Genomic DNA, 22,750 nt, shown 5'->3' on the forward strand with positions numbered 1-22,750 from the left:
GGGCGTGCGCGCTCACACCGATCATCGCCCACCGCGTCTCAGGCGCTACAAGCGGAGCCGATAATCACCCGTTCAGAGCAGTAGCAGTGGTACGAAACGTGAAGCTCAGGCGTAAGCGGCTCACGTATGTGCGGCTGAACGGCCTAGTGACGGCGTCCGTTCGGCGATCTCGCTGAGGAGTTCGAACGAACGCAGACGGTCACCGTGGCCGTGCACGATCGTCGTCACCATGAGCTCGTCGGCCGCCGTCGACTCCATCAACTCGTCGAGCCCGGCGCGGACCGTTGAGGGGGATCCGATGATCTGGGTGGCCATGCGGTCCTCGATCACCAGCTCGTCGATCTCGGTGTACGGGTAGTCCGCGGCCTCCTGCGGCGTCTCCAGCGGACCGGGACGGCCCTGGCGCAGCCGCACGAATGAGAGCGCTCCCGGACCGGCGATCCAGCGGGCGTGCTCGTCGGTGTCGGCCACGATCACCGAGGCGCACACCATCGCGTAGGGCTCTTGGAGAATTTCGGACGGCCGGAAGTTGCGGCGGTACAACTCCAGCGCCGGCAACGTGTTCTGCGCGCTGAAGTGGTGGGCGAACGCGAACGGCAGTCCCAGCAGGCCCGCGGCCTGCGCGCTGTACCCGGACGAGCCGAGCAGCCAGATCGGCGGCTTGTTGCCCGCGGCGGGCACGGCGTTGAGCTCGGCGCTGCCCTCGAAGTACTTGATCAGCTCGGTCAGCTCCTGCGGGAAGTTCTCCGCGGACAGACCGGCTTCGGTGCGCCGCAACGCCCGCGCCGTCTTCTGGTCGGTGCCGGGCGCGCGGCCGATGCCGAGGTCGATGCGGCCGGGGTGCAGGGCCTCGAGCATGCCGAACTGCTCCGCGACCACCAGTGGCGCGTGGTTGGGCAGCATGACGCCGCCCGAACCGACGCGGATCGTCGACGTCGCGTCCGCGATGTGCCCGATCAGCACCGCGGGCGCGGACGACGCGATTCCCGGCATGTTGTGGTGCTCGGCGAACCAGTAGCGGTGGTAGCCGAGACGTTCCGCCTGCTGAGCGAGCTCCCGCGAGTTCCGCAGCGCGGTCGTCGCATCCGCTCCCGACGTGATCGGGGCGAGGTCGAGAACGGACAGAGGGATCTCACTGAGACGGCTCATGCATCGATCAACACCGATACTTCGTGACTTCTTCCGTGAGCCGCGTAACTCGTTTCGCCGCGTCCGCGTAGGTCGTGCCCTCCGGGTGCAGCGTCAGCACCGCCACGATGCTGAACCCGCACGTCCCGGACGTGTGCATGGCAGGCGACTTCGTGTCGAGCTCCCACTGGATGCGCGGGCGCGGGCGGTCGACGCACGGCTTCACCGGGTCGCCGAACCCGGACCAGCCCTGCTTGAACGCGGGCCACCACGTCGCGGACGGCAGCCCGAACGACTGGTCGAACCCGTCCGAGGCGCACTTCTCCGCCCGGTGCAGGTGACCCATGATCGTGAACCGGACCTTCGGGTCCGCCCTCTCCAGCAGGTACCGGTAGATCTTCACGACGTCGGACGCGCTCACCGCCGTGTACCCCCACATGCCCCGGTTCTCCGGCGGCCTGGTGTCCTCGAGCCCGATCCGCTCGGCCGTGCGCACCACGAGCTGTTCCCAGCCGTTCTCCACCCAGAGCTCGCTCGCGGCGTTGTCGTCGCTCACGCGCAACATCGGCTCGATGCGCGGGTCGTCGCCCCGTGTCTCGAGCTGTTCGATCGCGATCAGGATCTTCACCAGGGATGCCGACCTGATCGGCTTGTGCACGTCTTTTCCGGTCAACGTGTGTGTGATCCGGTCGTAGACGGCGTACGAGGCTGTCGTCGTAGGGACAGGTGCCGCCAGAAGTGCAATCGTCAGCAGAAGGTGCACGACCCCGGAACCTAGTGGGTGGGTGAGCTGTCGGTCACACCGTTGGAAGAACGGGGATTTCCCTTCTGTTGTTCGTGATGTGACGGATGTGGTGGTGATCGGCGCGGGACAGGCGGGCCTGTCCGCCTCGTACTTCCTGCGGCGCCGCGGTGTCGACCACGTGGTGCTGGACGCGAACGACGCACCCGGCGGCGCGTGGCTGCACCGTTGGCCCTCGCTGCGGATGCGGACCGTGCACGGCATACACGAGCTGCCGGGCATGCCCTTTGAGCAGCCCTCACCCGACGAACCCGCGAACCAGGCGATCCCGTCGTACTTCGCGCGCTACGAGGCGTTGCACGACCTTCCGGTGGTGCGACCGGTGAACGTCACGCAGGTGCTCGACGACGGCGCACTGCTGAAAGTCGAGACCTCGCAGGGCGTGTGGACCGCGCGCGGCCTGATCAACGCGACTGGCACGTGGCGGCGTCCTTTCTGGCCCTACTACCCCGGCCAGGAGACATTTTCGGGTCGTCAGTTGCACACCGCGGACTACGACGGACCTTCTTCGTTCGCCGGTAAGCGGGTCGTGGTCGTGGGCGGCGGGGCGTCGGCCACGCAGTTGCTCATGGAGCTCGCTCCTTTCGCTGCGGAGACGCGTTGGGTCACGCGTCACGAACCGGTGTGGCGGGAGGGACCGTTCACCGAGGACTACGGACGCTGGGTCGTGGGGATGGTCGAGGAACGCGTCCGGGCCGGACTGATCCCGCGCAGCGTCGTCAGCGTCACCGGACTGGCGCTGAACGACCAGACCCGTACCGCCGTCGAGTCCGGGGTGCTGGCGCGGTGGCCGATGTTCTCGCGGATCACACCGGCCGGTGTGGAGTGGGCGTCCGGGGAGCGGTTCGACGCCGACGTCATCTTGTGGGCCACCGGGTTCCGGCACGACCTCGACCACCTGTCGCCGCTGCACCTGCGTGCGGCTGGGGGTGGGATTCGGGTCGACGGGACTCGGGTGGTGTCGGATCCGCGGATCCACCTCGTCGGGTATGGGCCGTCGGCCAGCACCATCGGGGCGAACCGGGCTGGGCGGGCGGCTGTGCGGGGGTTGGTGGGGTATTTGAGGATGGGGAGTGAAGCGGCGGCTCGGTAGGGGAGCTGACTGGGGTGGGTGGGGGTGTGCGGCCGGGCTCGCGGGGGTGCGGGAGGGTTTGGGGGCTGGGGCGAGGGCTGCGGGGGCCTCCTGGAGCGTTCGAGGGGCGAATGGGACGGTGGCGGTGGTGTGAGCCGTCGCGGGCCCGTGTTGTGGCTTGGCGGCGAGCCGCGGCGGAACCGGTGGTGTGGCGGGGAACGGTGTGGCGGCGGCTCGGCGGGGAGCCGGTGGGGTTGCGGCGGCTGGGGGTTGGGTGAGGTTGGCGTGCCGATCCCGCGAGCCGGTGTTGTGGCTCGGCGGAAGCTGCGGCGGCTGCAGGTGAGCTGAGATCCGACTGCCGTCTGGAGTGGTGGGAGAGCGGGCGAGTCGGCGAGGTCGAGGTGAGCCGCTGTGGAACCCGGCGTGGTCGGGAACGGCATGGCGGCGGCTCGGCGGGAGCCGGTGGGGTTGTGGAGGCTGCGGGGCGGGTGAGGTTCGCGAGCCGGTCTCGTGGGCGGGCTGGGGGACGAGGGCTGCGGGTGGGCTCCTGGAGCATTTGAGCGCGAGTGGGGCGGTGGTGTGAGCCGGCGTGGGCCGGTGTTGTGGCTTGGTGGGGAGTCACAGCGGAACCGGTGGTGTGACGGGGGCGGTGGGGGAGCTGGTGAGGTTTGTCGCGGCTGCGGGCCGGGCTGGTGCGGGTGTGAGAGGCGCGCGTTGAGGTTGGCTACCGGCGCCGTGCGATGCGATGGGTGTCAGGTGCGGGAGGTGGCGCGTTTTTTCGTTGCTCGGAGCGTCACGAAGAGGGCGAGGGCCGCTGCTGCCAGGATCAGGACCGCTGTCGAGGCCAGGCCCACGTACTGCTCGACCAGGTGCCAGTTGTCGCCCAGCAGGTAGCCCGCGAGGATCAGCGTTGTGTTCCACAGGAGGCTGCCCGCTGCCGTGTAGGCGATGAAGGGTGCTAATCGCATGCGTTCCACGCCGGCCGGGATCGAGACCAGGCTGCGGAAGACCGGGATCATGCGGCCGAAGAAGACTGCGCGGTGACCGTTGCGCAGGAACCAGGCCTCTGTTCTGTCCACATCGGACACGCGGAGCAGGGGCATCCGCGTCGCGATGCGGCGGACTCGGTCGCGGCCCAGTGCCGCACCGACCCAGTAGAGGAGCAGGGCGCCCACGACCGAGCCGAGGGTGGTCCAGAGGATGGCGTCCAGCAGCGACATCCTGCCCTGGCCCGCGGTGAAGCCCGCCAGCGGCAGGAAGACCTCGCTGGGCAGGGGTGGGAACAGGTTCTCCAGTGCGATGGCGAGGGCCGCTCCGGGGGCGCCGGCTGTCTCCATCAGGGCGGTTAGCCAGTCGACCGGGTTCATGGTTTCCACGGTACGGATGGGGACGGGGGTGGACATGGGGGTTGTCCGCAGTGTTGGGGTGGGGGAAACCTCACCTCGGGGTTGCGGGAAACCGTAAGTGGGCGCGTGCCCCAGGTCCTCAGAGGACGCGGTGGGCACGGGAAAGCCGCGACGCGGCGAGAGCGTCAACCGGGTGTGGGAAAGCCGCGTGAGTGTCGGCCGGCGGGCGGAAAAGCGCGAGGACACCGACGGGGCGGGTGGAGGCGCCGCGGGTCAGGGCCCGCGGCACATCCGCCGCAAACGCGCTGATCAATGAGGTCGGGGGGACTCGAACCCCCACTGGCTGGGACCTAAACCCAGTGCCTCTGCCAATTGGGCTACGACCCCTCGCGGGGCAGCCTATCGGCCCCTCGTGCGCACGCTCTCCCGGGTCGCTCGAAGCCGCGCCCGCCGCCGTCCACTACGGTTGGCGGTAGAACCGCTGCTAGGAGGACATGTGGCTCGCGATCCCGACACCATCCAGCGCGAGATCGAACAGGCTCGCACCGCGCTGGCCGCCACCCTGGACGAGCTCAGCGAGCGCGCCAACCCGCAGAAGCTCGTCGAGCAGGGCAAGGCGTCCGTGCTCGACGTGCTCAGTCAGCCCAAGGTCAAGTACACGCTGATCGCGGTCGGCGCGGTGGTCGGCTTCGCGCTGGTGCGCAAGCTGTTCCGCTAGGCGTGCACCAACGGTAGGAGCACCTGCTCGACGACCTTCTCCACGAACGGCTCGTCGAGCGGGTCACCGGTGAGCATCAGCCGGTAGATGAGCGCGGCGCCCGCGATCTCCACGGCCATGCCGCGCGGGGCGTCCGCCTTCAGCTCGCCGCGGTCGGCGGCGCGGTCGAGGATGCCCCGCAGCACGTCGCGCTGCGAGATCAGGAACGTCTCCCGGAACGCCGTCGCCAGCTCGGGTTCGTGGGGCAGCTCGCCCACGAGCGCCTGGGCGGCCTTGCCGATCGGTCCGGAGAGGAACGCGGCGAACGACGAGAGGAACTCGCGCAGGTCGCCCGCCAGCGAGCCGGTGTCCGGTGCCGCGAGGTTCTGCGTGGCGAGCTGGGTGCACGTGTCGATCACGAGATCGAGCTTGGACTCCCAGCGCCGGTAGATCGTGGCCTTGCCCGCCCTCGCGCGGGCCGCCACGGCGTCCATGGTGAGGGCCCGGTACCCGACCTCGGCCATCACCTCGAGCGCTGCCTGACGTAATGCGTCGTCCCTGCTGGCGTCGCGAGGACGGCCCCGCTGGGGGGTCCTGCCCTCGTTGAACGCCGTTGTCGACACGGCCATGCCACCTCCTCGTGCAAGGGCACGGCTCATGCGTGTCTCCCCGCCCCTTTGGCGGAACATCCTAGGCGTGTTGCCCGTCCCGTAGGGCGAGCAGCACCCGGTTGTTGCTTCCTGGTGTAGTTAGTTGTTTCTTGCGCGATATGGCCTGTGGTCAGGATGAACGACCTGCGGCGGAGCGTCCGGACGGGCCTGGAAAGCGCTTTTTCGTAACTGCGGGCGTCTCGCTTGGCAGTGCTCCGGGCGAGCTGTCGGAAACCTGAAGACGTGGTGTAACGCAGGTCACAATCAACCGCATATATCGAGCATGAAAGCAACCTGGCTCCTGCCGGTCCTGGCGGCCGCCGCACTGGCGTTGCCACTCGGCGCCGGTGACGGGATCGCGGGCGTCGCGCCCGGACAGTCCACTGCGGACGCACCTGAGTCGATGCCGGTGGCCATGGGAGGCCTCGCCCTGCTGGCCGGCGTAGTGCTCATGTCCCGGCGAACCCGCCACTGACCCGTGCGACGGCGAGCTGTGTCAGGTACCGCTTGACGATCCGGCCGCCGAACCGCGTGTCGACCAACGCCGCGATGTCCGCGACCAGCCGGTCGCGGTCGGGCAGCGCGATGTGGTTCGAGTACGTGAGGAGCAGGTCCACGTAGGTCTCGGCGGAGTAGGCGCGGTCCCACTCGTACCGGTGGAACTCCGGCTCGCCGAAGAGCGGGCTCTCGTCGAACTCGCACGGGACCGCCGAGGCGGACGGCTGCCGGAAACCGGGCGTGGTGTCCGGGTCCCAGCGTTCGTAGATCTCCTGCACCTCAGCGAAGAACCGGTCCGTTCCGCCCGCCACGTGGTGCGTGGAGATCACCGCCAGCGAGCCGCCCCACCGCAACGCCGCGGCGCACCGGGCCATCCGGGTGGCGGGATCGAGCCAGTGGAACGCCGTCGCGGACACCACGAGGTCGAACGGGTCCGGCGGCAGCGGCCACACGTCGAAGTCCGCCACGACCACGTGCGCGGCCGGGGCGTGCGTCCTGGCCACCGCGGCCAGCTCGGGGCTCAGCTCGACCGCCGTCACCTCGCCCAGCGCCGTCAGCGGCAGGGTGGCCTGGCCGGTGCCGGGGCCGATCTCCAGGATCCGCGGACCGCTCAGGCGGGTGAACAGCTCGGCGGGGTAGTCGGGACGAGCGCGGTGGTAGCGGGCCGCGTCTCCTCCGAACGTGGTGCGCAAACGCTCGCGATCGGTCACCCGCCGAATTCAAGCGAGCGCGACGGCAACGCGTCCATCCCGTTTCGCGCGAAGCCCGCCCACAGGCCCCGCATCGTCCGCGCCAGATCGGGATCCGGCTTCTGCCCCGCGAGCATGCCCGCGCCCAGCCAGGCGTCCGGGTCGAACACGAACGGCAGCTCCATGCAGTGGCACGCGCCCAGAGGGGCCCCCTCGGCACGCCACTTGAAGTTGTAGGTGGCGGCCTGGCCACCCGCCGCCGTCCAGTCCTCCGCCAGCTGACGGGCCGGGCCGGCGAAGATCAGCTCCGTCACCATCTCCCAGTACTCGGGACCCGGCACGTACGGGCTGCCGTCGTCCGCGGTGTGCCCCACGAGCAGCTCGACGCGGGAGGCCGCCGCGGCGAGGCCGGTCTCGCCGAGCTCCGGGGCGAACGGCATGCCGCCCGACTGCGAGAACCGCGGTCCCACGTCCGCGATCGCGGCCTGCTGAGCCGCCAGGACCTCGTCCACGGGCGTCGAGGCGTCGGCGGACACGAGCTCGCGCAACGCCTCCGCCATCGCCGGGCGGTCCGGACCGCGGGTGCCCAGCGGCGCGCTCTGCAGGATCGCCCGGTGGAACAGGTCCTCCGTGTCGGTGAGCATCAGCGCGTAGACCGAGTCGGCGCCCGCGGACTGGCCGAACGCCGTCACGTTCGCCGGATCGCCGCCGAACTCCGCGATGGTGTCCCGCACCCACCGCAACGCGGCGAGCTGGTCGAGCAGGCCCAGGTTGTCCCGCAGGTACCCGAAGACGCCGAGGCGGTAGCTGACGCTGACGACCACGACACCCTCGGACGCCAGCAACGACGCGTCGTACTTCGTCGACTCACCGCTGCCCGTCACGTAGGCGCCGCCGTGGAACCAGACCATCACCGGGAGCCCGGCGGCGTCGGCCGGAGCGGTCACGCTCAACACCTGGCAGTGCTCGTCGAACGACAGGCCGTCGACCGAGCTGCCGACCACGGACGCGAGCGCCGACGGAGGCTGCGGACAGGCCGGGCCACGCCGGGTCGCGTCGCGCACACCGTCCCAGGCGACCGGTTCGGGCTTCGCGAAACGGGCAGCGGTCGCGTAACGGATGCCACGTGCGCGCACGAGCCCGTCGGTGTTGATCAGCACGTTTTCGATACTAAGCACGGGTAACCAATTGCACAGCCTCTCGATTCGGCGCGATCGGCCGCGCTGGAGCACGATGCAGAGGTCATCGATGAAAGGGAGGCACCCGGTGCGGGCTACGACGATCTACGGCACCCGTGACATCCGCGTGGAGGAGGTGCCCGACGCGGCCGTCGTGGAGCCGACCGACGTCGTCGTGCGGGTCGAGCTCGCGTGCATCTGCGGCAGCGACCTGTGGGCGTACCGCGGCGTGGCCAAGCGCGAGGGCGGGCAGCGGATCGGGCACGAGTTCCTCGGCATCGTCGAGGAGGTCGGCGCCGACGTGCGGTCGGTCAACGTCGGCGACCGCGTGATCGCGCCGTTCGTGTGGAGTGACGGCACCTGCGCGTACTGCGAGGCCGGCCTGCAGACGTCGTGCCTCAACGGCGGTTTCTGGGGTGCCAAGGGCAGCGACGGCGGTCAGGGCGAGGCCGTGCGCGTGCCGCTCGCCGACGGCACGCTGGTCCGGGTTCCCGCCGACGCGCCCGCCTCGCTGCTGCCCGCGTTCCTGAGCCTGTCCGACGTCATGGGCACCGGTCACCACGCGGCCCTCGGCGCCGGTGTGCAGCCGGGCAGCACCGTGGCGGTCGTCGGGGACGGCGCGGTCGGGCTGTGCGGTGTGCTCGCGGCCAAGCGTCTCGGCGCCGAGAGGATCATCGCGCTGGGCAGGCACGAGGACCGCGCGAAGGTCGCGAAGCTCTTCGGCGCCACGGACCAGGTCGCCGAACGCGGTGACGCCGCCGTCGAGCGGATCAAGGAGATGACCGGCGGCCTCGGCGCGGCCTGCGTCCTGGAGTGCGTCGGCACCGAGCAGTCGTGGGAGACCGCGATGGGCATCGTCCGCGACGGTGGCCGCATCGGGTACGTCGGCGTGCCGCACGAGATGCCGGGGCTGCCGCTGCGCAAGCTGTTCGGCCGCAACGTCGGCATCGGCGGCGGCGTCGCGCCCGCGCGGGCCTACCTGCCGGAGCTGCTGGCGGACGTGCTCGCGGGACGGATCGACCCCGGCCCCGTGTTCGACCGGACGGTCTCGCTCGACGACATCGCCCAGGGCTACCAGGCGATGGACGAGCGGACCGCCCTCAAGGTCATCGTGCAGCCGTAGCCTTCTCGGCCGTGAGCACGTAGTCCTCGGCGCGCACGCGCTTGGTCCGCATCCAGTACCGCCAGGTGAAACCCGGCCACACGGTGCGGTTCACGCCCTGCGCGTCGAGGTACCAGCTCTGGCAGCCGCCCTGGGTCCAGACGCCCTTGGTGAGCTTGCCCTGGATCTCGGCGTTGAACTCCTGCTGGGCCTCCAACCGCACGTCGAGCTCCGCTGCGCGGTGTTGGTCGAGGAGCTCGAGGCACTGCGAGATGTACCGGATCTGCGACTCGATCATGAAGACGACCGAGTTGTGGCCGAGTCCGGTGTTGGGGCCCAGCAGGAAGAACAGGTTGGGGAAGCCCGAGACCGTGATGCCGAAGTAGGTCTCGATCCCCTTCTCGCGCCACTGCTTCGCGAGGTCGACGCCGCCCTTGCCCTGGATGTCCAGGTAGTCGAACGAGTCGACGACGTGGAACCCGGTGCCGTAGATGATGACGTCGACCTCGTGCTCGACACCCGCACCGTCCACGACGGACTTCTCGCGGACCTCGGAGATCTTGTCCGTCACCAGGTCGACGTTCGGGCGGCCGAGCGCGGGGTAGTAGTCGTTGGAGATCAGCACGCGCTTGCAGCCCATCGTGTAGTCGGGCTGGAGCCTGCGGCGCAGCCGGGCGTCCGGCACCTGCTTCTTCATGTGCCGCAACGCGACGCCCTGCGCGAACTTCATGATGCGCGGGTTCACCGCGAAGCCCAGCGCCGACGACTCGCGCACCCAGTAGACGAAGTCGCGGTAGAGCCGTTGTGTGAAGGGCAAGGCGCGGAACAGCTTCTGCTCGCGGCCGGTGATCTCGCGGTCCGCCTTGGGCATGATCCACGGCGGCGTGCGCTGGAAGATCTTCAGCGAGCCGACCTGGCCGGCGATCTTCGGCACGAACTGGATCGCGGACGCGCCCGTGCCGATGACGGCGACGCGCTTGCCGGTCAGGTCGAGGTCGTGGTCCCACTGCGCGCTGTGGAACGTCCTGCCGGTGAACTTCTCGATGCCCGGCAGCTCCGGGACGTTCGGGATGTGCAACGCCCCGACGCCCGCGACGAGGGCCTGCGCGGTGTAGGTGTCGCCCTGTTCGGTCGTGACGTGCCAGCGCTTGGCCTCGTCGTTCCACTGGGCGCCGGAAACCTTGGTGTTGAAGCGGATGTGCGGTCGCAGCCGGTACTTGTCGGCGACGTGCTGCAGGTAGTCGAAGATCTCGCCCTGCCGCGCGAACATCCGCGACCACCTCGGGTTCAGCTCGAACGAGAACGAGTACATGTGCGACGGCACGTCGCACGCGCAGCCGGGGTAGGAGTTGTCCCGCCACGTGCCACCGAGGTCGGCGGCCTTCTCGAGCACCACGAAGTCGTGCTCGCCGCGGCGCCTCAGCTCGACGGCCATGCCGAGGCCGGAGAAGCCGGTGCCGATGACGAGCACTTTCGTCTCTCGGTGCATGGGGGAGTCCCTCCGCTCGCGGTGGCTACTTTTCAGTAGGTTACCCCGAGTAAGTTACGAGCGGTAGACTCCGTTCGTGACTGCTCCGCGGCGCCGCATGCCCAAGGCCCAGCGCATGGCCCAGATGCTCACGGTCGCGGAGGAGATCTTCGCCGAGCAGGGGTACCTGGCCACGTCGATGGACGAGATCGCCGAACGCGTCGGCGTCTCGAAGCCGATGCTCTACGAGTACTTCGGCTCGAAGGAGGGCCTGCTCATCGGCTGCATCCACCGCGCGCGCACGGAGCTGCGCGAGAAGACGGCGGCGGCGATCGCGGGCGCGACGGGCCCGGAGGAGTTCCTGCGCCTGGGGCTGCTCGCGTTCTTCGAGTTCATCGACGAGCACCGCCGGTCGTGGGCACTGCTGCGGCAGGAGGCGGCCGTGGCCGTGCCGTCCGCGCAGGAAGAGGTCGAAGGCATCCGGCAGCAGCAGACGGACATGATCGGGGCCGTCCTGGCGTCGTTCTCGCCGGACATCGACCCGCTGGAGGCCGAGGCGTTCGCGGAGATCGTCGTCGGTGCGACGGAACGCCTGGCGGTGTGGACGGAGCGCAGGCCCTCGGTGGGGCCCGCGCTCGCGACCGACTACGTGATGAACGTGATCTGGCCGGGTGTGGCCGGGCGGCTGCTGAAGGTCAGCTCGCTGCCCTGACCCGCTCCGCGCGCATGGCGGTGACCGCGGGCAGGTCCAGCGGGCCGACCTTCGTGCCCGTGGCCCACTCGATCAGCATGTCCGCGAGCGCCGGGTTGCGGGGCAGCACCGGACCGTGCAGGTAGGTGCACACGATCTTGCCCTGCACCGCGCCCTCGACGCTGCCGTCGTTGCCGGTGCCCACCTTGACGTGCGCGAGCGGGCGCGCGGCCGGGCCCAGCACCGTGCGGCCCTGGTGGTTCTCGAACCCCGTCAGCACGCCCTCGAACAGCCCGTCGGCGGGCTCCGCGAGCACCTCGCCGATCGCCCGGCTGCCGCCCGCGTGGGACGTCGAGTCGATCAGCCCCATGCCGGGGTGCGTGACGTTGTCGGCACGGGTGAAGCTCTCGCCGAAGATCTGGATGCCGGCGCACACGCCCAGCACCACGGCGTCCTTCGTGACGGCGCGCTGCAGGCCGGGGTGCTCGCGCAGGTGCTTCACCGCCAGCGTCTGCGCGGTGTCCTCACCACCGCCCACGACGTAGATGTCGCACGAGTCCGGCACCGGCTCGCCGTAGTTGATCGGCACGATCTCGGCCTTGATCCCGCGCCACGCCATGCGCTTCTGCAGCACCACGGCGTTGCCGAAGTCGCCGTACGTGCCGAGGAGATCCGGCAGCACGAGCGCGATCTGGACAGTCGACTCACTCATCAGCGGCAGCCCTGGCATTCAAGTCGCGGAACGCGGTGTAGTTGGCGATGACCTCGACCGCGCCCTGCGGCATCTGGTCGACGGCCTTCAACGGGTCGGGCACGATCGTGTGCTCGACCTCGGCGTAGGTCAGGCGGACGGCGAGGTCGGTCGCGCGCTCGCCGGACGCGATGACCGTGCGGCCCTGCAGCCGTTCGAACGGGACGTCCCACAGCCAGCTCAGGTCGCGGCCGTCGGCCTCCTGGGCGTTGATCACCAGGACGGCCGGGTGGTTGGCCTCCTTGACGACCGTGAGGGTCTCGCTCCAGCCCGCCGGGTTCTTGCTGAGCAGCAGGCGCGCGCTGCGGCCGTTGCGCTGGATCGTGCGGTAGCGGCCGCTGACGTTGGAGACGCCGCGCAGCCTGCGCACGGCCTCCTCGGTCGGCACGCCCATGGCGTGGGCGGCGGCGGACGCCATGACGGCGTTGGCCTGGTTGAACTTGCCGGGCAGCGTGAGGCGCAGCTCGAGCTTCTGGTGGTCCGGCGTGATCATCGCCTCGTCGGCGGTGATCCAGTTCGGGTGCGGGCGCGCGAGGTCGCAGCCCGTGCAGTGCCAGTGCTCGCCCTGCCAGCGGATCGGGTTGCCGCAGCGGGGGCAGCTCGCCGAGTCGTGGTGCCAGCCGGTGCCGGTGGCGACCCAGACGACCTTCGGCGCGTTCCAGGCCGCGCTGGTGACCATCACGTCGTCGCAGTTGGCGATGATCGTGCAGTCCTGCAGCTTCGAGATCGCGTCGCGCAGCGAGCGCTCGATGGTGCGGACCTCGCCGACGCGGTCGAGCTGGTCGCGGCTCAGGTTCAGGATCACGGCGACGGACGGGGTGCTGGCGCCCGCGACGGCGGGGAAGTAGGCCTCGTCGCACTCCAGCACCGCGTACGGCGCGTCGGGCTGCTTCGAGAGCGCCGTGACGTGGCCGTCGGGCATGTTCGCGCCGCTGTGGTTCGTGGCGACCTCGCCCAGCGCGCCCACGGCCCGCGCCAGCATCATCGTGCTGGTGGTCTTGCCGTTGGTGCCCGTCACGACGGCGACCCTGCGGCCCTGGGTGAGGCGGTTGAGGGCCTGCGGGTCGAGCTTCAGCGCGACCCGGCCGCCGATCATGCCACCGGCGCCGAGGCCCATCTTCTGCGACAACGTGGAGCTCAGGTTGCCCAGCTTCACGGCGGCTGCGGTCCGCAGGGGGAGGCGGGCGGGGGAATCGTTCACCCTGGCGACTCTACCGGCGGGCGGAGTTGTGCCTCGTGGGCGGTCGTTGCGTTGGTGTGAACGGGGTTCGGTACAACTACCGGCTCGGTGCGCGCGGGGTCCGGGCGGGCTCGACGGCGGAGAGCCGGCGCCGTCTGGTGGAGCCTCGTTCCCGGTTCGCGCGGGCCGTCCTACCGACTCAGGGCGCGCAAGGTGCGGATCAGTTCCACCGTCGGCAACTGGCACAGCTGTGCCATGTTCTCCAACGCCGGCAGGTCCAGGTGGACCTCGGGCGAGACACCTGGCGCGAGCGCGTGCAGCCGTCCGGTCGCCCACCGCTTGAGCGGCAGCAGGCGCGGGTTGTCCGTCACGGCGACCGCCGCGAGGCTGAGCGTCAGGTGGCCGGCGGGAGCGTCGCCGAAGAAGCGTTCGTGCACACGAGCGAGGACTTCGTGTGCCGGAACGTCCAGGGCGTGGCAGATCTCCACCAAGCGCACGACCGAGCATTGGCGGGTGCCCAGCTCGTAGGTGGCCAGCGTCTGCAGCGAGATCTCCGTCTGCAGCCGCCGGTTGAGCTCCTTGCGGGTCCACCCGCGTTGCTTGCGAAGGCTGCGGATCTCATCACCGAGCACGCGCTGGTACGCCGCTGTGTCGATTTGGCCTGTCGCAGTTTGCACTCTGGTCCTCCACCCCGTGAGCGGGTCTCACGGTGATGGAAGGCGCAAGTTCTTCGTCGCTTACGCAACTTGCCCGGATTATCCCCCGAATGGGCGATACTTCTCTACTCTGGGTATCAGTTCACGCAGCGCACGCCGTCGGCGGTGATGGGTTTGGGTGCGTTCGGGTCGGGTGCGGGCTGCTGCCGCGCACCGTCCAGGTTGAGCGGCGGGGAGGCCGCGAAGCCCTGGGCGCCGGGGCCCGAGTAGTCCGAGCCGAGGAAGACGCGGGCCGTCCCGGCGGGGATGTTCACGTCCTCCTCGATGTTCATGCCACCCAGGGCGCCCTGGACGGCGTTGGCGCCCGCCTCGCCGCCCTTGCCGTAGCGGACGACCGACTTCTTCATCGCCTCGGCGTTGCCCGTCGGGCCCGCCTTGAAGCCCTTCGCGACCAGGGACTGCTGGACCTGGGCCGCCAGGCCGGGGACACCGGAGGCGTTGCGGACGTCGACGGTCACCGTCGAGTTGTCGAACTTCGGGTCCGGCGGGGTCGAGGACGCCGGGGCCTTGCCGAGGTTCTTGACGAACGCGCGCACCTCGGACTCGTCCACCTCGACCGCGGACCCGTCCTCCGGCGTCTTCAGGTCGGGGTTGCCCGTCGGGATCGTCTGGAACGTCATGTTGCCGCCCGTCATGTCCTTCATCTGCAGGGCGAACTTGGTGATGTCCCAGCCGTCGTCGAGCACGATCGCGCCGCTGACGGCCTTGATCATGTCGTTGCGCTTGGTGCTGTCGGTGAGCACGCCCGCCGACAGCATCTTCTTCGCGAGGCCCGCCATGAAGACCTGCTGGCGCACGACGCGGTCGAGGTCGCCCAGCGGCAGGCCGTGGCGCTGCCGGACGAACGCGAGGGCGTTCTTGCCCTCGATGGTCTGCGGGCCCGCCTTGAAGTTCGCGCCGGAGAAGCTGTCGCGGACGTTCTCGTTCAGGCAGACGTCGATGCCGCCGATGGCCTTCGTGATGTCGTAGAAGCCGACCAGGTTGACCTCGGCGTAGTGGTCGATGTTGCTGCCGGTGAGGTCCTGGATCGTCTGGATCAGGTTGTTCGCGCCGGCCTTGCGCGACTCCATCTCGACGTCCTGCGGGCTCTTGCCGCTGCCCTGGAGCTTCTCGGCCGCGTCGTTCTTGGCGAAGCCGTAGGCTGAGTTGATCTTGTGTCGCCCGTAGCCGCCCGCGATCCGCACGTAGGAGTCGCGCGGGAACGACACGGCGTAGGCCTTGCCGCTGTCGTTCGGGATGTGCAGGAGGATGAGCGTGTCGGTGTTGAACCCGCCGTCGTCGCTGCCGCCCGCCTGCAGCTCGTTCAGGATGTTCTGCGGCAGCGGGTTGCCCTTGGAGTCGGTGCGGCTGTCCATGCCGACGAGCAGGATGTCGATCGCGCCGTCGGCGGGGCGCTCGCCCGCGTCCGCGAGGTTCAGGTCCTGCTTGGTGAGGCCGTCGGTCAGCGCGGTCAGGTTCTGCCACGCGACGCCGGTGACCACGAGGATCGCCGCGGAGACCATGCTGACGAAGATCTTGGCGCCGATCCCGGCACCGCTCTTGACCGGGCGGCGGGCGGCGGCGGGCCTCGGTCGCGGCCTCGGTGCCGGCGACTTCACCTTCGCCGGGGTGGTGCGGACCGTCGGGCGGTCCGCCAGCGAGCGGGGACTGGCCGGGGTGTTGCGCTCACCCGTGCGCGCCGGGGTGCGGCGGGGTGGTTCGCCGCGGCTCGGTGAGCGCCTCGGGGACTCGCTGCGGCTCGACGTGTCCCGCTTCGGCGGAACGGCGTCCCGCTTCGGGGGTTCGCGGCGCGGCGGCTCGTCCCGCTTCTGGGACTCTCTCTGGGGCTCCCGCCTGGGCGGATCCGACTTGCGGGGGTCGCGGCGCGGGGGCTCGGAGCCACGCGGTGGTACCTGCGGGCGGCGGGGTTGACCCGCCTGGGAACGCGGGGTGGCGGAGGGTCGCCTGGGAGTTCCGTTCGGTTCTCCTGGCCGCGGCGGCCGGTTGTCCACACCCACTCCTCTCGCTACTTCCGGGTACACCGAGTAGACGCGCGGGAACGCCACCCGGTTGTGCAAAGCGTGACACAGTGTCGGAGGGCGCTCGATCCAGGGCCCGTGACCAGGGGTTTTGTCTGTTTCGTAGACTCGTCGCCGTGTTGACGATGCAGGACGCGCTGCTCGCGCTGACGAAGTACTGGACCGACCGAGGTTGCATCGTGGTGCAGCCGTTCAACACCGAGGTCGGGGCGGGAACGCTCAACCCGGCCACCGTGCTGAGGGTGCTGGGTCCGGAGCCGTGGCGCGTCGCGTACGTGGAGCCGTCCGTGCGGCCCGACGACGCCCGTTACGGCGAGAACCCGAACCGGCTGCAGACCCACACCCAGTTCCAGGTGATCCTCAAGCCCGACCCCGGCGACCCGCAGGAGCTCTACCTCGGCTCGCTGGAGGCGCTGGGCATCGACGTGCGCGCGCACGACGTCCGGTTCGTCGAGGACAACTGGGCCTCGCCGGCGCTCGGCGCGTGGGGCCTCGGCTGGGAGGTCTGGCTCGACGGCCTGGAGATCACCCAGTTCACGTACTTCCAGCAGGCCGGCGGCATGACGCTCGACCCGGTGTCGGTGGAGATCACCTACGGCATCGAGCGGATCATGATGGCGCTGCAGGGCGTCGATCACTTCAAGAAGATCGCCTACGCGCCCGGCATCTCCTACGGCGAGGCGTTCGGCCAGGCCGAGTACGAGATGTCGCGGTACTACCTCGACGACGCGGACGTGGAGGCGAACAAGCGCCTCTTCGAGGAGTTCGCCGCCGAGGCCCGCCGCATGCTCGACGCGCGCCTGCCCGTGCCGGCGCACAGCTTCGTGCTGAAGTGCTCGCACATCTTCAACGTGCTGGACGCGCGCGGCTCGATCTCGACGACCGAGCGCGCCCGTGCGTTCGGCCGGATGCGCGGCCTGGCGCGCGAGGTCGCCGGGCTGTGGGCGGAGCGCAGGGCCGAGCTCGGGCACCCGCTCGGCGTGGCCGCGTCGCCCGCTCCGGCTGCCGCGCCGTCGTCGTTCGCCGACGTCGTCGCGCCGGCCACGCTGCTGTTCGAGATCGGCACCGAGGAACTGCCGCCGCACGAGGTGCTGCGGACGGTCGACGCCGTGCGCGAGGCGGTCTCGTCGAAGCTGGGGGCGACGCGGCTGACGCACGGTTCGGTGACGGTGCATGGCACTCCACGCCGGATCATCGTGCAGGTGCCCGCCATGGCGCCGAGTGAGCCCGATGCCGAGCGCACGGTCCGTGGTCCGCGCGTGTCCGCCGCGTTCGACGGCGACGGCAACCCCACCAAGGCCGTGCAGGGCTTCGCGCGCGGCCAGGGCGTCGAGGTCTCCGCGCTGGGCCGCGTCGCCGAGAACGGCGTCGAGTTCGTGGCGCTGACCAAGACCGACGCCGGTCGCGGTGCCGTCGAGGTGCTCAGCGGGCTGCTGGCCGAGGTCGTGTCGGACCTGCGCGCCGAGAAGAACATGAAGTGGAACGACCCGAAGCTGTCGTTCACGCGGCCGATCCGCTGGCTGCTCGCGCTGCTCGGCTCGACCCCCGTGCCGGTGGCGGTGTCGTCGCTGGAGTCCGGCACCTCGACCCGCGTGCACCGCACGGCGTCCGAGCCGGTCGTCGAGGTGTCCACCGCGGACGGTTACCTGGAGTTCCTGTCCTCGCACGGGATCCAGGCCGACGCCTCCGCGCGGTCGGCCGCGATCGTCGCCGCGGCGCAGGAGCTCGCGGCGTCGGTCGGCGGTGTCGTCGAGGTCGACGGGCTGCTGGACGAGGTGACGAACCTGGTCGAGTGGCCGACGCCGATCCTCGGGTCGTTCGAGGAGCGGTACCTGGAGCTGCCGGCGCAGATCCTCACCACCGTGATGCGCAAGCACCAGCGGTACCTGCCGGTCCGGTCGGCCGACGGCGCGTTGCTGCCGCACTTCGTGGCCGTGGCGAACGGGTCCGTCGACGCGGACCTGGTCCGCGCGGGCAACGAGGCCGTGCTGCGGGCGCGGTACGAGGACGCGGCGTTCTTCTGGCGGGCGGACCTCAAGACGCCGCTGGAGGAGATGAAGGCCGGGCTCGCGAAGCTGACGTTCGCGGACAAGCTGGGGTCGATGGCGGACCGTGCGGGTCGTATCGCGTCCTTGGCCGGGCGGTTCGCCTCCGTGGTCGACGTGGACCGGGAGACGCTGGACCGCGCCGGTGCGCTGGCGAAGTTCGACCTCGGCTCGCAGATGGTGATCGAGCTGTCGTCGCTCGCCGGTGTGATGGCGCGGGAGTACGCGGCCCGTGCCGGGGAGACGTCCGAGGTGGCGTTGGCGCTGTGGGAGATGGAGCTGCCGCGCTCCGCCGGTGACGCGCTGCCGTCGTCGGTGCCAGGGGCGTTGTTGTCGCTGGCGGACCGGTTCGACCTGCTGGCCGGGTTGTTCGGGATCGGTGCGCAGCCGACCGGGTCGTCGGACCCGTTCGGGTTGCGGCGGGCGGCTCTCGGCGCGGTGACGGTGTTGCGGGCGTTCCCGGACCTTCGGGCGATCACGTTGCCGGTGGCGTTGTCGTTGGCCGCTGAGGGGCTCGAGGTGTCGGCCGAGGCGTTGGAGACGGCTCGGGAGTTCGCGGTGCGGCGGTACGAGCAGGCGTTGCTCGATGCCGGGCATGAGCACCGGTTCGTTCAGGCCGTGTTGCCGTTGGCGGATTCGCCTGTGTTGGCGGATGAGACGCTTTCGCAGTTGGAAGCGTTGGCTGGTGACGAGTCGTTCGACGCGTTGGTGGCTGCGTTGCAGCGGGTTCGGCGGATCGTGCCTGCGTCTGTTGAGGGCTCTTACGACGCTTCGGTGTTGGTCGAGCCGGCTGAGGTGGCGTTGCACTCGGCGTTCGACGGCGTGCCGCGGGATGTTGTCGGGCTGGCGGCGTTCGTTGGTGCTGCTGAAGGGTTGACCGGGCCTGTCAACACGTTCTTCGACGAGGTGTTGGTGATGGCTGAGGACGAGAAGGTCAAGGCTGCTCGGTTGGGGCTGTTGGCGTCCATTCGGGACTTCGCTGCGCCGGTGCTGGATTGGACTCAGTTGTAGGGCGTTCCGGCGTGGTCGCTGTGCGAGTTCCGGCGTGGTCGCCTATTGCGGTCTGGTGCCTGTTCCAGCGTGGGCGTGCACCTCGGACGAAGACCTGGGTTCATCGCCGCTCCGCGACGATCCGCGATTGGGGCTTGACTTCGGGGCCCTTGCGAGGCGCTGGTTCGGCCGGAAAAGGCCGGATGCTTCGCACCCGGCCGATCCACAAGTGGTAGCACCTCGCACCCAAAGTCAAGCCCCAATCGCCAAACCACGAGTGGGTGCACCGCTACCCATCGGCGCAAGGTCTGCACGGCTCGCCTTCGGCATCGCGGTCGCGAGTGCGTGGGGGGTTGTTACTGCTCGCCTTCGGCATCGCTTGGGGCCTCGGCTTCGCCGTTGGCGTGTGGCGCGCGAGGGGTGCGACGTGCGTTTGTGTCTGGAAACGAAGAGGAGGGCGTCCCCTGCAAGGGCGCCCTCCCGTTCGTTCCGGCGTCAGCTGATCACTTGATCTCGAAGCTGTCGCCGTACACCTTCCACTTCAGCGGCGTCTTCAGGTCGAAGTTGCCCGCCTTCAGCCACACGCGCTGGGCCGTTTCGATGCGGGAGACGTCCTCGTGGGCCGCTTCCTGCTTCATCGCCCACACACGGGCGTCCATGAAGGCGTTCAGCCACGTGGTTTCGTTGCCGCCCTGTGACGGGGGCTTGGCCTTGCCCAGGGCGCGCTTGCGGATGTTGCTGAAGCTCGTCTTGTCGCCGCCGTCGCCGTGCACGACGATCGCGTCGTAGTAGGCGAACTGGCCCAGGGCTCGTACGCCGTCGGCCTTGCCCTGTGCCACTGCCGGGTTGAAGTACACGCGGTCGCGTTCGGACTCCTGAGCCGCCTTGAAGACGGAGTCCTTGGCCGCGGTCTTCCAGTCCTTGGTGTAGTTGGGGTCGAGGCCCGAGTGCGAGTCGGTGCCGTCCACCTTGCGCAGTGCGGGGAGGTACTTCTCCAGCACGTTGCCGGGTTTGCGGGTCTTGTAGAGCTCCACCAGGTCGAGCATGTCGCCGGTGCCGCTGCAGAAGCCGATGATGCCGGCCGTGTAGCCGCGGCCGTCGTCGATGTCCTCGATGTAGCCGAACTGAGCTTTCCAGTCCGTCGAGGAGTTTTCCGCGCTCGACACGATCTGCATCGCGATGTCCTTGAGCGTGGGGTCGTCGAGGTTGGCCGCCGAGGCGGTCCCGACGGTGGTGGTGATGAGCGCGGCGCACGTCAGCAGTGCGGCCGCGATGCGACCAGTGAGTTTCACGAATTTTCCCTCCGGGGCAGGGATGTGGGGTCCCGGGCGGCGTGGAACCCACGGTAAGGGGTTCAGACCTTTATTGGCAAGAGTCTTTACTAATTCGCGAAACGGACATAAGTGTCGTAGAGCACGATCCGGCGGAAACGCTTGCAGTGCAAACGCTTCCGCCGGATCGGTGTGCGGCTAGTGGGTCTCGGCCGCGCACTTCGTGTCGTTCGGGCGCTGGCCGCCGAGCAGGTACTCGGTGACCTTGTCGTTGGCGCACTTGTTCTTGCCGATCACGTACGCGCCGTGGCCGCCCTGGTCGACCGTCAGGATGGCGGCACGGTCACCGAACGCGCGGCGGGTCGTGAGGGCGCCGGCCAGTGGCGTCGCGGGGTCGCGCTCGTTCTGCACCAGCAGCACGTTGCGCGGGCCCTTGTCGGACGGCAGGACCTGCTTCTCGACCGGCTTCGGCCAGAACGCGCACGGCTGGATGTTCGCTGCCGCCGCGCCGAACATCGGGTGGCGGAGGCGGTCGACCGCCACGTTGCGCTCGTAGGTGCCGACGGACGACGGCCACTGCGAGTCGCCGCAGATCACGTTCAGGCGGCCCGCCAGCAGGGCCTGGACGCGCGGGAACTCCGGGTACTCCTGCGGCGGCTGCGGCTGGCCGGTGTCGAAGGCCTTCCACGAGGCCGCGAGCTTCGAGAAGGACTCGTCAGTCGTGGAGTAGAGGGCGGTGAAGGTGCCGAACCGGAACAGCCTGCCGTCGATGCCCTCCACTGAGGGCTGCTTGTCGAGTCGTGCGGCCAGGTCGAAGAACTTGGCGCGCACCTGCTGCGGCGTGGTGCCGAGGTTGTGCTCGGGGTGCGCCGCCGCCCACTTCGCGAAGTCGGGGAACGTGTCCTCGACGCCGCGGCCCATCAGCCGGCCGCCCTCGACGTCCCAGCCGGTCTTCGGCAGGTTGCTGTCGATCACGACGCGGTCGGCCGTCCTCGGGAACAGCGTGGCGTACACCGAACCCAGGTACGAGCCGTACGAGTATCCGAGGAACGACGCCTTCTTCTCGCCCAGCGCCCCGCGGACCGCGTCCAGGTCACGCGCGATGTTCGCGGTCGTGTTGTACGGCAGTGCTTCGGCCGACGACGACCTGAGGCACTGCTCGGCGATCTGCTTCACCTCGGCGGCGCGCTGGCGCACCTCGGCGGAGTTGTTGGCGTACGGCGGCACGCTGCCGTCCGCCATCTGCTCCTCGGACATGTCGCACGTGGACGGTGAGCTGTAGCCGATCCCGCGCGGGTCCATGCCGATGATGTCGTACGCGTCCTGCACGCTCTGGGGCAGTCCCAGCGCCTTGAGCACGAACGGGAACGTGAGGCCCTCGCTCGGCCCGCCGGGGTTGGTCAGCAGGATGCCCTTGCGCTTCTCCGGGTTCTTGCTGGCCAGCCGAGAGATCATCACCTCGGTCTTGCGGCCCTCGGGCTTGCGGTAGTCGAGCGGCACGCTGAGCGTCCCGCACTCCAGGCCCTCCAGTGCCACGTCGGCCGGGCAAGCCGCCCACTTGACCTCCACGGCCGGCGCCGCCGACGACACCCCCGGCGTGATCACCAGCGCTGCCGCCGCGGTGACCACCGCGGCCAGCGACAACGTTTTTCGCATTAGCAAATACCTCCCCGACGACGCACCCTCGCGGTGCGCCAGAACTGTGGAAACGTCAGCCGTTCATGCGGACGAGAACGTCCAGCTGGGCCTTGTTGTAGAGATCGGCGATCGTCTTGACGATCGTCTGCGCCACGAACTTCTCGCTGTGCGGCGAAGCACCGCGCATGCGCGTCGGATCCGGGAACGCGGCCTGCATCTCCCGCACCACCGGGTCCACGCGCATGCGGTCGGCCAGGTCCTGCCGGGTCTCCTCGTCCGCGTCCGCTGGCAGCTCGTCGAACTCGACCAGCACCGGCACCTTCGCGTAGGTCTTCAGCGCCTCGGCGTACGAGGACAGCGCCTCCGGCGTGAGCAGCTGGGCCATCACGACGGTGAACGCGCGATCCTGCGGTGACAGGTCGGTGTTCGCGAGCGTGGCCGCGATCTCCGGCGGCAGGTCGGTCGGCGACTCCTGCCGCAGGATCACCGCGATCTCGCGGCGCACCCGTTGCAGCCGTTCGACCGTCGCCGCCAGTTCGGCGTCGAGCTCGCGCAACGCCTCGCCCGGATGCTCGTCCTCGTCACCGAGATCGGCGATCTGCGCGAGCGACAACCCGAGGTCGGTGAGGCGCTTGATCCTCAGCACCCGCACGAGGTGCGTCACGCCGTAGCTCTTGTAGCCGTTCGCCTTGCGTTCGGGCTCGGGCAGCAGACCCACGTCGTGGTAGTGCCGGATCGTGCGCAACGTCGTGCCGGCGAGATCGGCCAGCTGGCTGGTGCTCCACCCCACGACGTCTCCTCTCCGCTCTCGGTTGGACGA

Annotated in this window: 21 protein-coding genes and 1 tRNA gene; 7 read left to right on the forward strand and 15 right to left on the reverse strand. The window is 69.7% G+C overall.

Features of this window, described 5'->3' with window-relative positions; translation table 11 throughout:
* Nucleotides 1-120: 120 nt before the first annotated feature.
* A complete protein-coding gene (locus ACFWV3_RS37535) occupies nt 121-1,149 on the reverse strand; it encodes an LLM class flavin-dependent oxidoreductase (RefSeq protein ID WP_382418678.1) in 1,029 nt (342 codons plus the stop codon).
* 7 nt (nt 1,150-1,156) lie between these two features.
* On the reverse strand, nt 1,157-1,801 hold the full coding sequence (locus ACFWV3_RS37540) for a hypothetical protein (protein ID WP_382418679.1): 645 nt from the start codon (nt 1,799-1,801) through the stop codon (nt 1,157-1,159).
* A 169-nt stretch (nt 1,802-1,970) separates the two neighbouring features.
* Here ACFWV3_RS37540 and ACFWV3_RS37545 point away from each other — a divergent pair, with 169 nt between their 5' ends.
* Nucleotides 1,971-3,023, forward strand: a complete 1,053-nt coding sequence (locus tag ACFWV3_RS37545; RefSeq protein ID WP_382418680.1) for an FAD-dependent oxidoreductase — start codon at nt 1,971-1,973, stop codon at nt 3,021-3,023.
* A 731-nt stretch (nt 3,024-3,754) separates the two neighbouring features.
* On the opposite strand, the gene ACFWV3_RS37550 is transcribed toward ACFWV3_RS37545, so the two are convergent.
* Together ACFWV3_RS37550 and ACFWV3_RS37555 are read right to left on the reverse strand one after the other, a co-directional pair.
* Nucleotides 3,755-4,369, reverse strand: coding sequence for a DedA family protein (locus tag ACFWV3_RS37550; RefSeq protein WP_382418681.1), 615 nt, complete (start codon nt 4,367-4,369; stop codon nt 3,755-3,757).
* A gap of 292 nt (nt 4,370-4,661) precedes the next feature.
* A tRNA-Leu gene (locus ACFWV3_RS37555) sits at nt 4,662-4,735 on the reverse strand.
* A gap of 109 nt (nt 4,736-4,844) precedes the next feature.
* Here ACFWV3_RS37555 and ACFWV3_RS37560 point away from each other — a divergent pair.
* On the forward strand, nt 4,845-5,066 hold the full coding sequence (locus tag ACFWV3_RS37560) for a DUF3618 domain-containing protein (RefSeq protein ID WP_382418682.1): 222 nt from the start codon (nt 4,845-4,847) through the stop codon (nt 5,064-5,066).
* On the opposite strand, the gene ACFWV3_RS37565 is transcribed toward ACFWV3_RS37560, so the two are convergent.
* Nucleotides 5,063-5,674 carry a TetR/AcrR family transcriptional regulator gene (locus ACFWV3_RS37565; RefSeq protein ID WP_325515737.1) on the reverse strand — a complete coding sequence of 204 codons (612 nt, stop codon included), beginning with the start codon at nt 5,672-5,674 and terminating at the stop codon, nt 5,063-5,065. The two genes, ACFWV3_RS37560 and ACFWV3_RS37565, sit on opposite strands and share 4 nt — an antisense overlap.
* A 304-nt stretch (nt 5,675-5,978) precedes the next feature.
* Between ACFWV3_RS37565 and ACFWV3_RS37570 the strand changes: the two genes are divergently transcribed.
* Nucleotides 5,979-6,170, forward strand: a complete 192-nt coding sequence (locus ACFWV3_RS37570) for a hypothetical protein (protein ID WP_382418683.1) — start codon at nt 5,979-5,981, stop codon at nt 6,168-6,170.
* Here the strand turns inward: ACFWV3_RS37570 and ACFWV3_RS37575 are convergent.
* Nucleotides 6,145-6,903 (reverse strand): class I SAM-dependent methyltransferase, encoded by a 759-nt coding sequence (locus tag ACFWV3_RS37575; protein ID WP_382418684.1) that lies wholly within the window; start codon nt 6,901-6,903, stop codon nt 6,145-6,147. The genes ACFWV3_RS37570 and ACFWV3_RS37575 overlap by 26 nt on opposite strands.
* The gene (locus tag ACFWV3_RS37580) at nt 6,900-8,042 is read right to left on the reverse strand and encodes a carboxylesterase family protein (RefSeq protein ID WP_382418685.1); all 1,143 of its coding nucleotides are present in this window, start codon (nt 8,040-8,042) and stop codon (nt 6,900-6,902) included. Before ACFWV3_RS37580 ends, ACFWV3_RS37575 begins: the two co-directional genes overlap by 4 nt.
* Before the next feature lie 106 nt (nt 8,043-8,148).
* Between ACFWV3_RS37580 and ACFWV3_RS37585 the strand changes: the two genes are divergently transcribed.
* Nucleotides 8,149-9,183 (forward strand): zinc-dependent alcohol dehydrogenase family protein, encoded by a 1,035-nt coding sequence (locus ACFWV3_RS37585; protein ID WP_382418686.1) that lies wholly within the window; start codon nt 8,149-8,151, stop codon nt 9,181-9,183.
* Here ACFWV3_RS37585 and ACFWV3_RS37590 read toward each other — a convergent pair.
* Nucleotides 9,167-10,651: a flavin-containing monooxygenase gene (locus ACFWV3_RS37590; RefSeq protein WP_382418687.1), complete on the reverse strand. Its 1,485-nt coding sequence runs from the start codon at nt 10,649-10,651 to the stop codon at nt 9,167-9,169. The two genes, ACFWV3_RS37585 and ACFWV3_RS37590, sit on opposite strands and share 17 nt — an antisense overlap.
* A gap of 115 nt (nt 10,652-10,766) precedes the next feature.
* Between ACFWV3_RS37590 and ACFWV3_RS37595 the strand changes: the two genes are divergently transcribed.
* The gene (locus ACFWV3_RS37595; RefSeq protein WP_382418756.1) at nt 10,767-11,342 is read left to right on the forward strand and encodes a TetR/AcrR family transcriptional regulator; all 576 of its coding nucleotides are present in this window, start codon (nt 10,767-10,769) and stop codon (nt 11,340-11,342) included.
* Here the strand turns inward: ACFWV3_RS37595 and ACFWV3_RS37600 are convergent.
* From ACFWV3_RS37600 to ACFWV3_RS37615, 4 genes are all read right to left on the reverse strand, one after another.
* On the reverse strand, nt 11,326-12,033 hold the full coding sequence (locus ACFWV3_RS37600; protein WP_382418688.1) for a type 1 glutamine amidotransferase: 708 nt from the start codon (nt 12,031-12,033) through the stop codon (nt 11,326-11,328). The two genes, ACFWV3_RS37595 and ACFWV3_RS37600, sit on opposite strands and share 17 nt — an antisense overlap.
* Nucleotides 12,026-13,273, reverse strand: coding sequence for a MurT ligase domain-containing protein (locus tag ACFWV3_RS37605; protein WP_382418689.1), 1,248 nt, complete (start codon nt 13,271-13,273; stop codon nt 12,026-12,028). Before ACFWV3_RS37605 ends, ACFWV3_RS37600 begins: the two co-directional genes overlap by 8 nt.
* 170 nt (nt 13,274-13,443) lie before the next feature.
* The gene (locus ACFWV3_RS37610) at nt 13,444-13,929 is read right to left on the reverse strand and encodes a helix-turn-helix domain-containing protein (protein ID WP_382418690.1); all 486 of its coding nucleotides are present in this window, start codon (nt 13,927-13,929) and stop codon (nt 13,444-13,446) included.
* A gap of 116 nt (nt 13,930-14,045) precedes the next feature.
* Complete coding sequence (locus ACFWV3_RS37615) at nt 14,046-15,470, reverse strand: LCP family protein (RefSeq protein ID WP_382418691.1); 1,425 nt, start codon at nt 15,468-15,470, stop codon at nt 14,046-14,048.
* Between ACFWV3_RS37615 and ACFWV3_RS37620 the strand changes: the two genes are divergently transcribed.
* Both ACFWV3_RS37620 and ACFWV3_RS37625 read left to right on the forward strand, forming a co-directional pair.
* Nucleotides 15,469-15,879, forward strand: coding sequence for a hypothetical protein (locus ACFWV3_RS37620; protein ID WP_382418692.1), 411 nt, complete (start codon nt 15,469-15,471; stop codon nt 15,877-15,879). The two genes, ACFWV3_RS37615 and ACFWV3_RS37620, sit on opposite strands and share 2 nt — an antisense overlap.
* Nucleotides 15,880-16,111: 232 nt before the next feature.
* Nucleotides 16,112-19,042 (forward strand): glycine--tRNA ligase, encoded by a 2,931-nt coding sequence (locus ACFWV3_RS37625; RefSeq protein ID WP_382418757.1) that lies wholly within the window; start codon nt 16,112-16,114, stop codon nt 19,040-19,042.
* A 482-nt stretch (nt 19,043-19,524) separates the two neighbouring features.
* Here ACFWV3_RS37625 and ACFWV3_RS37630 read toward each other — a convergent pair whose 3' ends face one another.
* The 3 genes from ACFWV3_RS37630 to ACFWV3_RS37640 all read right to left on the reverse strand — a co-directional run bounded on the left by ACFWV3_RS37630 (nt 19,525) and on the right by ACFWV3_RS37640 (nt 22,720).
* Nucleotides 19,525-20,313, reverse strand: a complete 789-nt coding sequence (locus tag ACFWV3_RS37630) for a chitosanase (protein ID WP_382418693.1) — start codon at nt 20,311-20,313, stop codon at nt 19,525-19,527.
* Between the two features lie 177 nt (nt 20,314-20,490).
* Entirely contained in the window at nt 20,491-21,948 is a 1,458-nt protein-coding gene (locus ACFWV3_RS37635) for an alpha/beta hydrolase (protein ID WP_382418694.1), read from the reverse strand.
* Nucleotides 21,949-22,003: 55 nt separating this feature from the next.
* Nucleotides 22,004-22,720, reverse strand: a complete 717-nt coding sequence (locus ACFWV3_RS37640; RefSeq protein WP_382418695.1) for a MerR family transcriptional regulator — start codon at nt 22,718-22,720, stop codon at nt 22,004-22,006.
* Between the last annotated feature and the right edge of the window lie 30 nt (nt 22,721-22,750).

It is taken from the genome of Lentzea sp. NPDC059081 (assembly GCF_042738015.1).
Classification (GTDB): Bacteria; Actinomycetota; Actinomycetes; order Mycobacteriales; family Pseudonocardiaceae; genus Lentzea.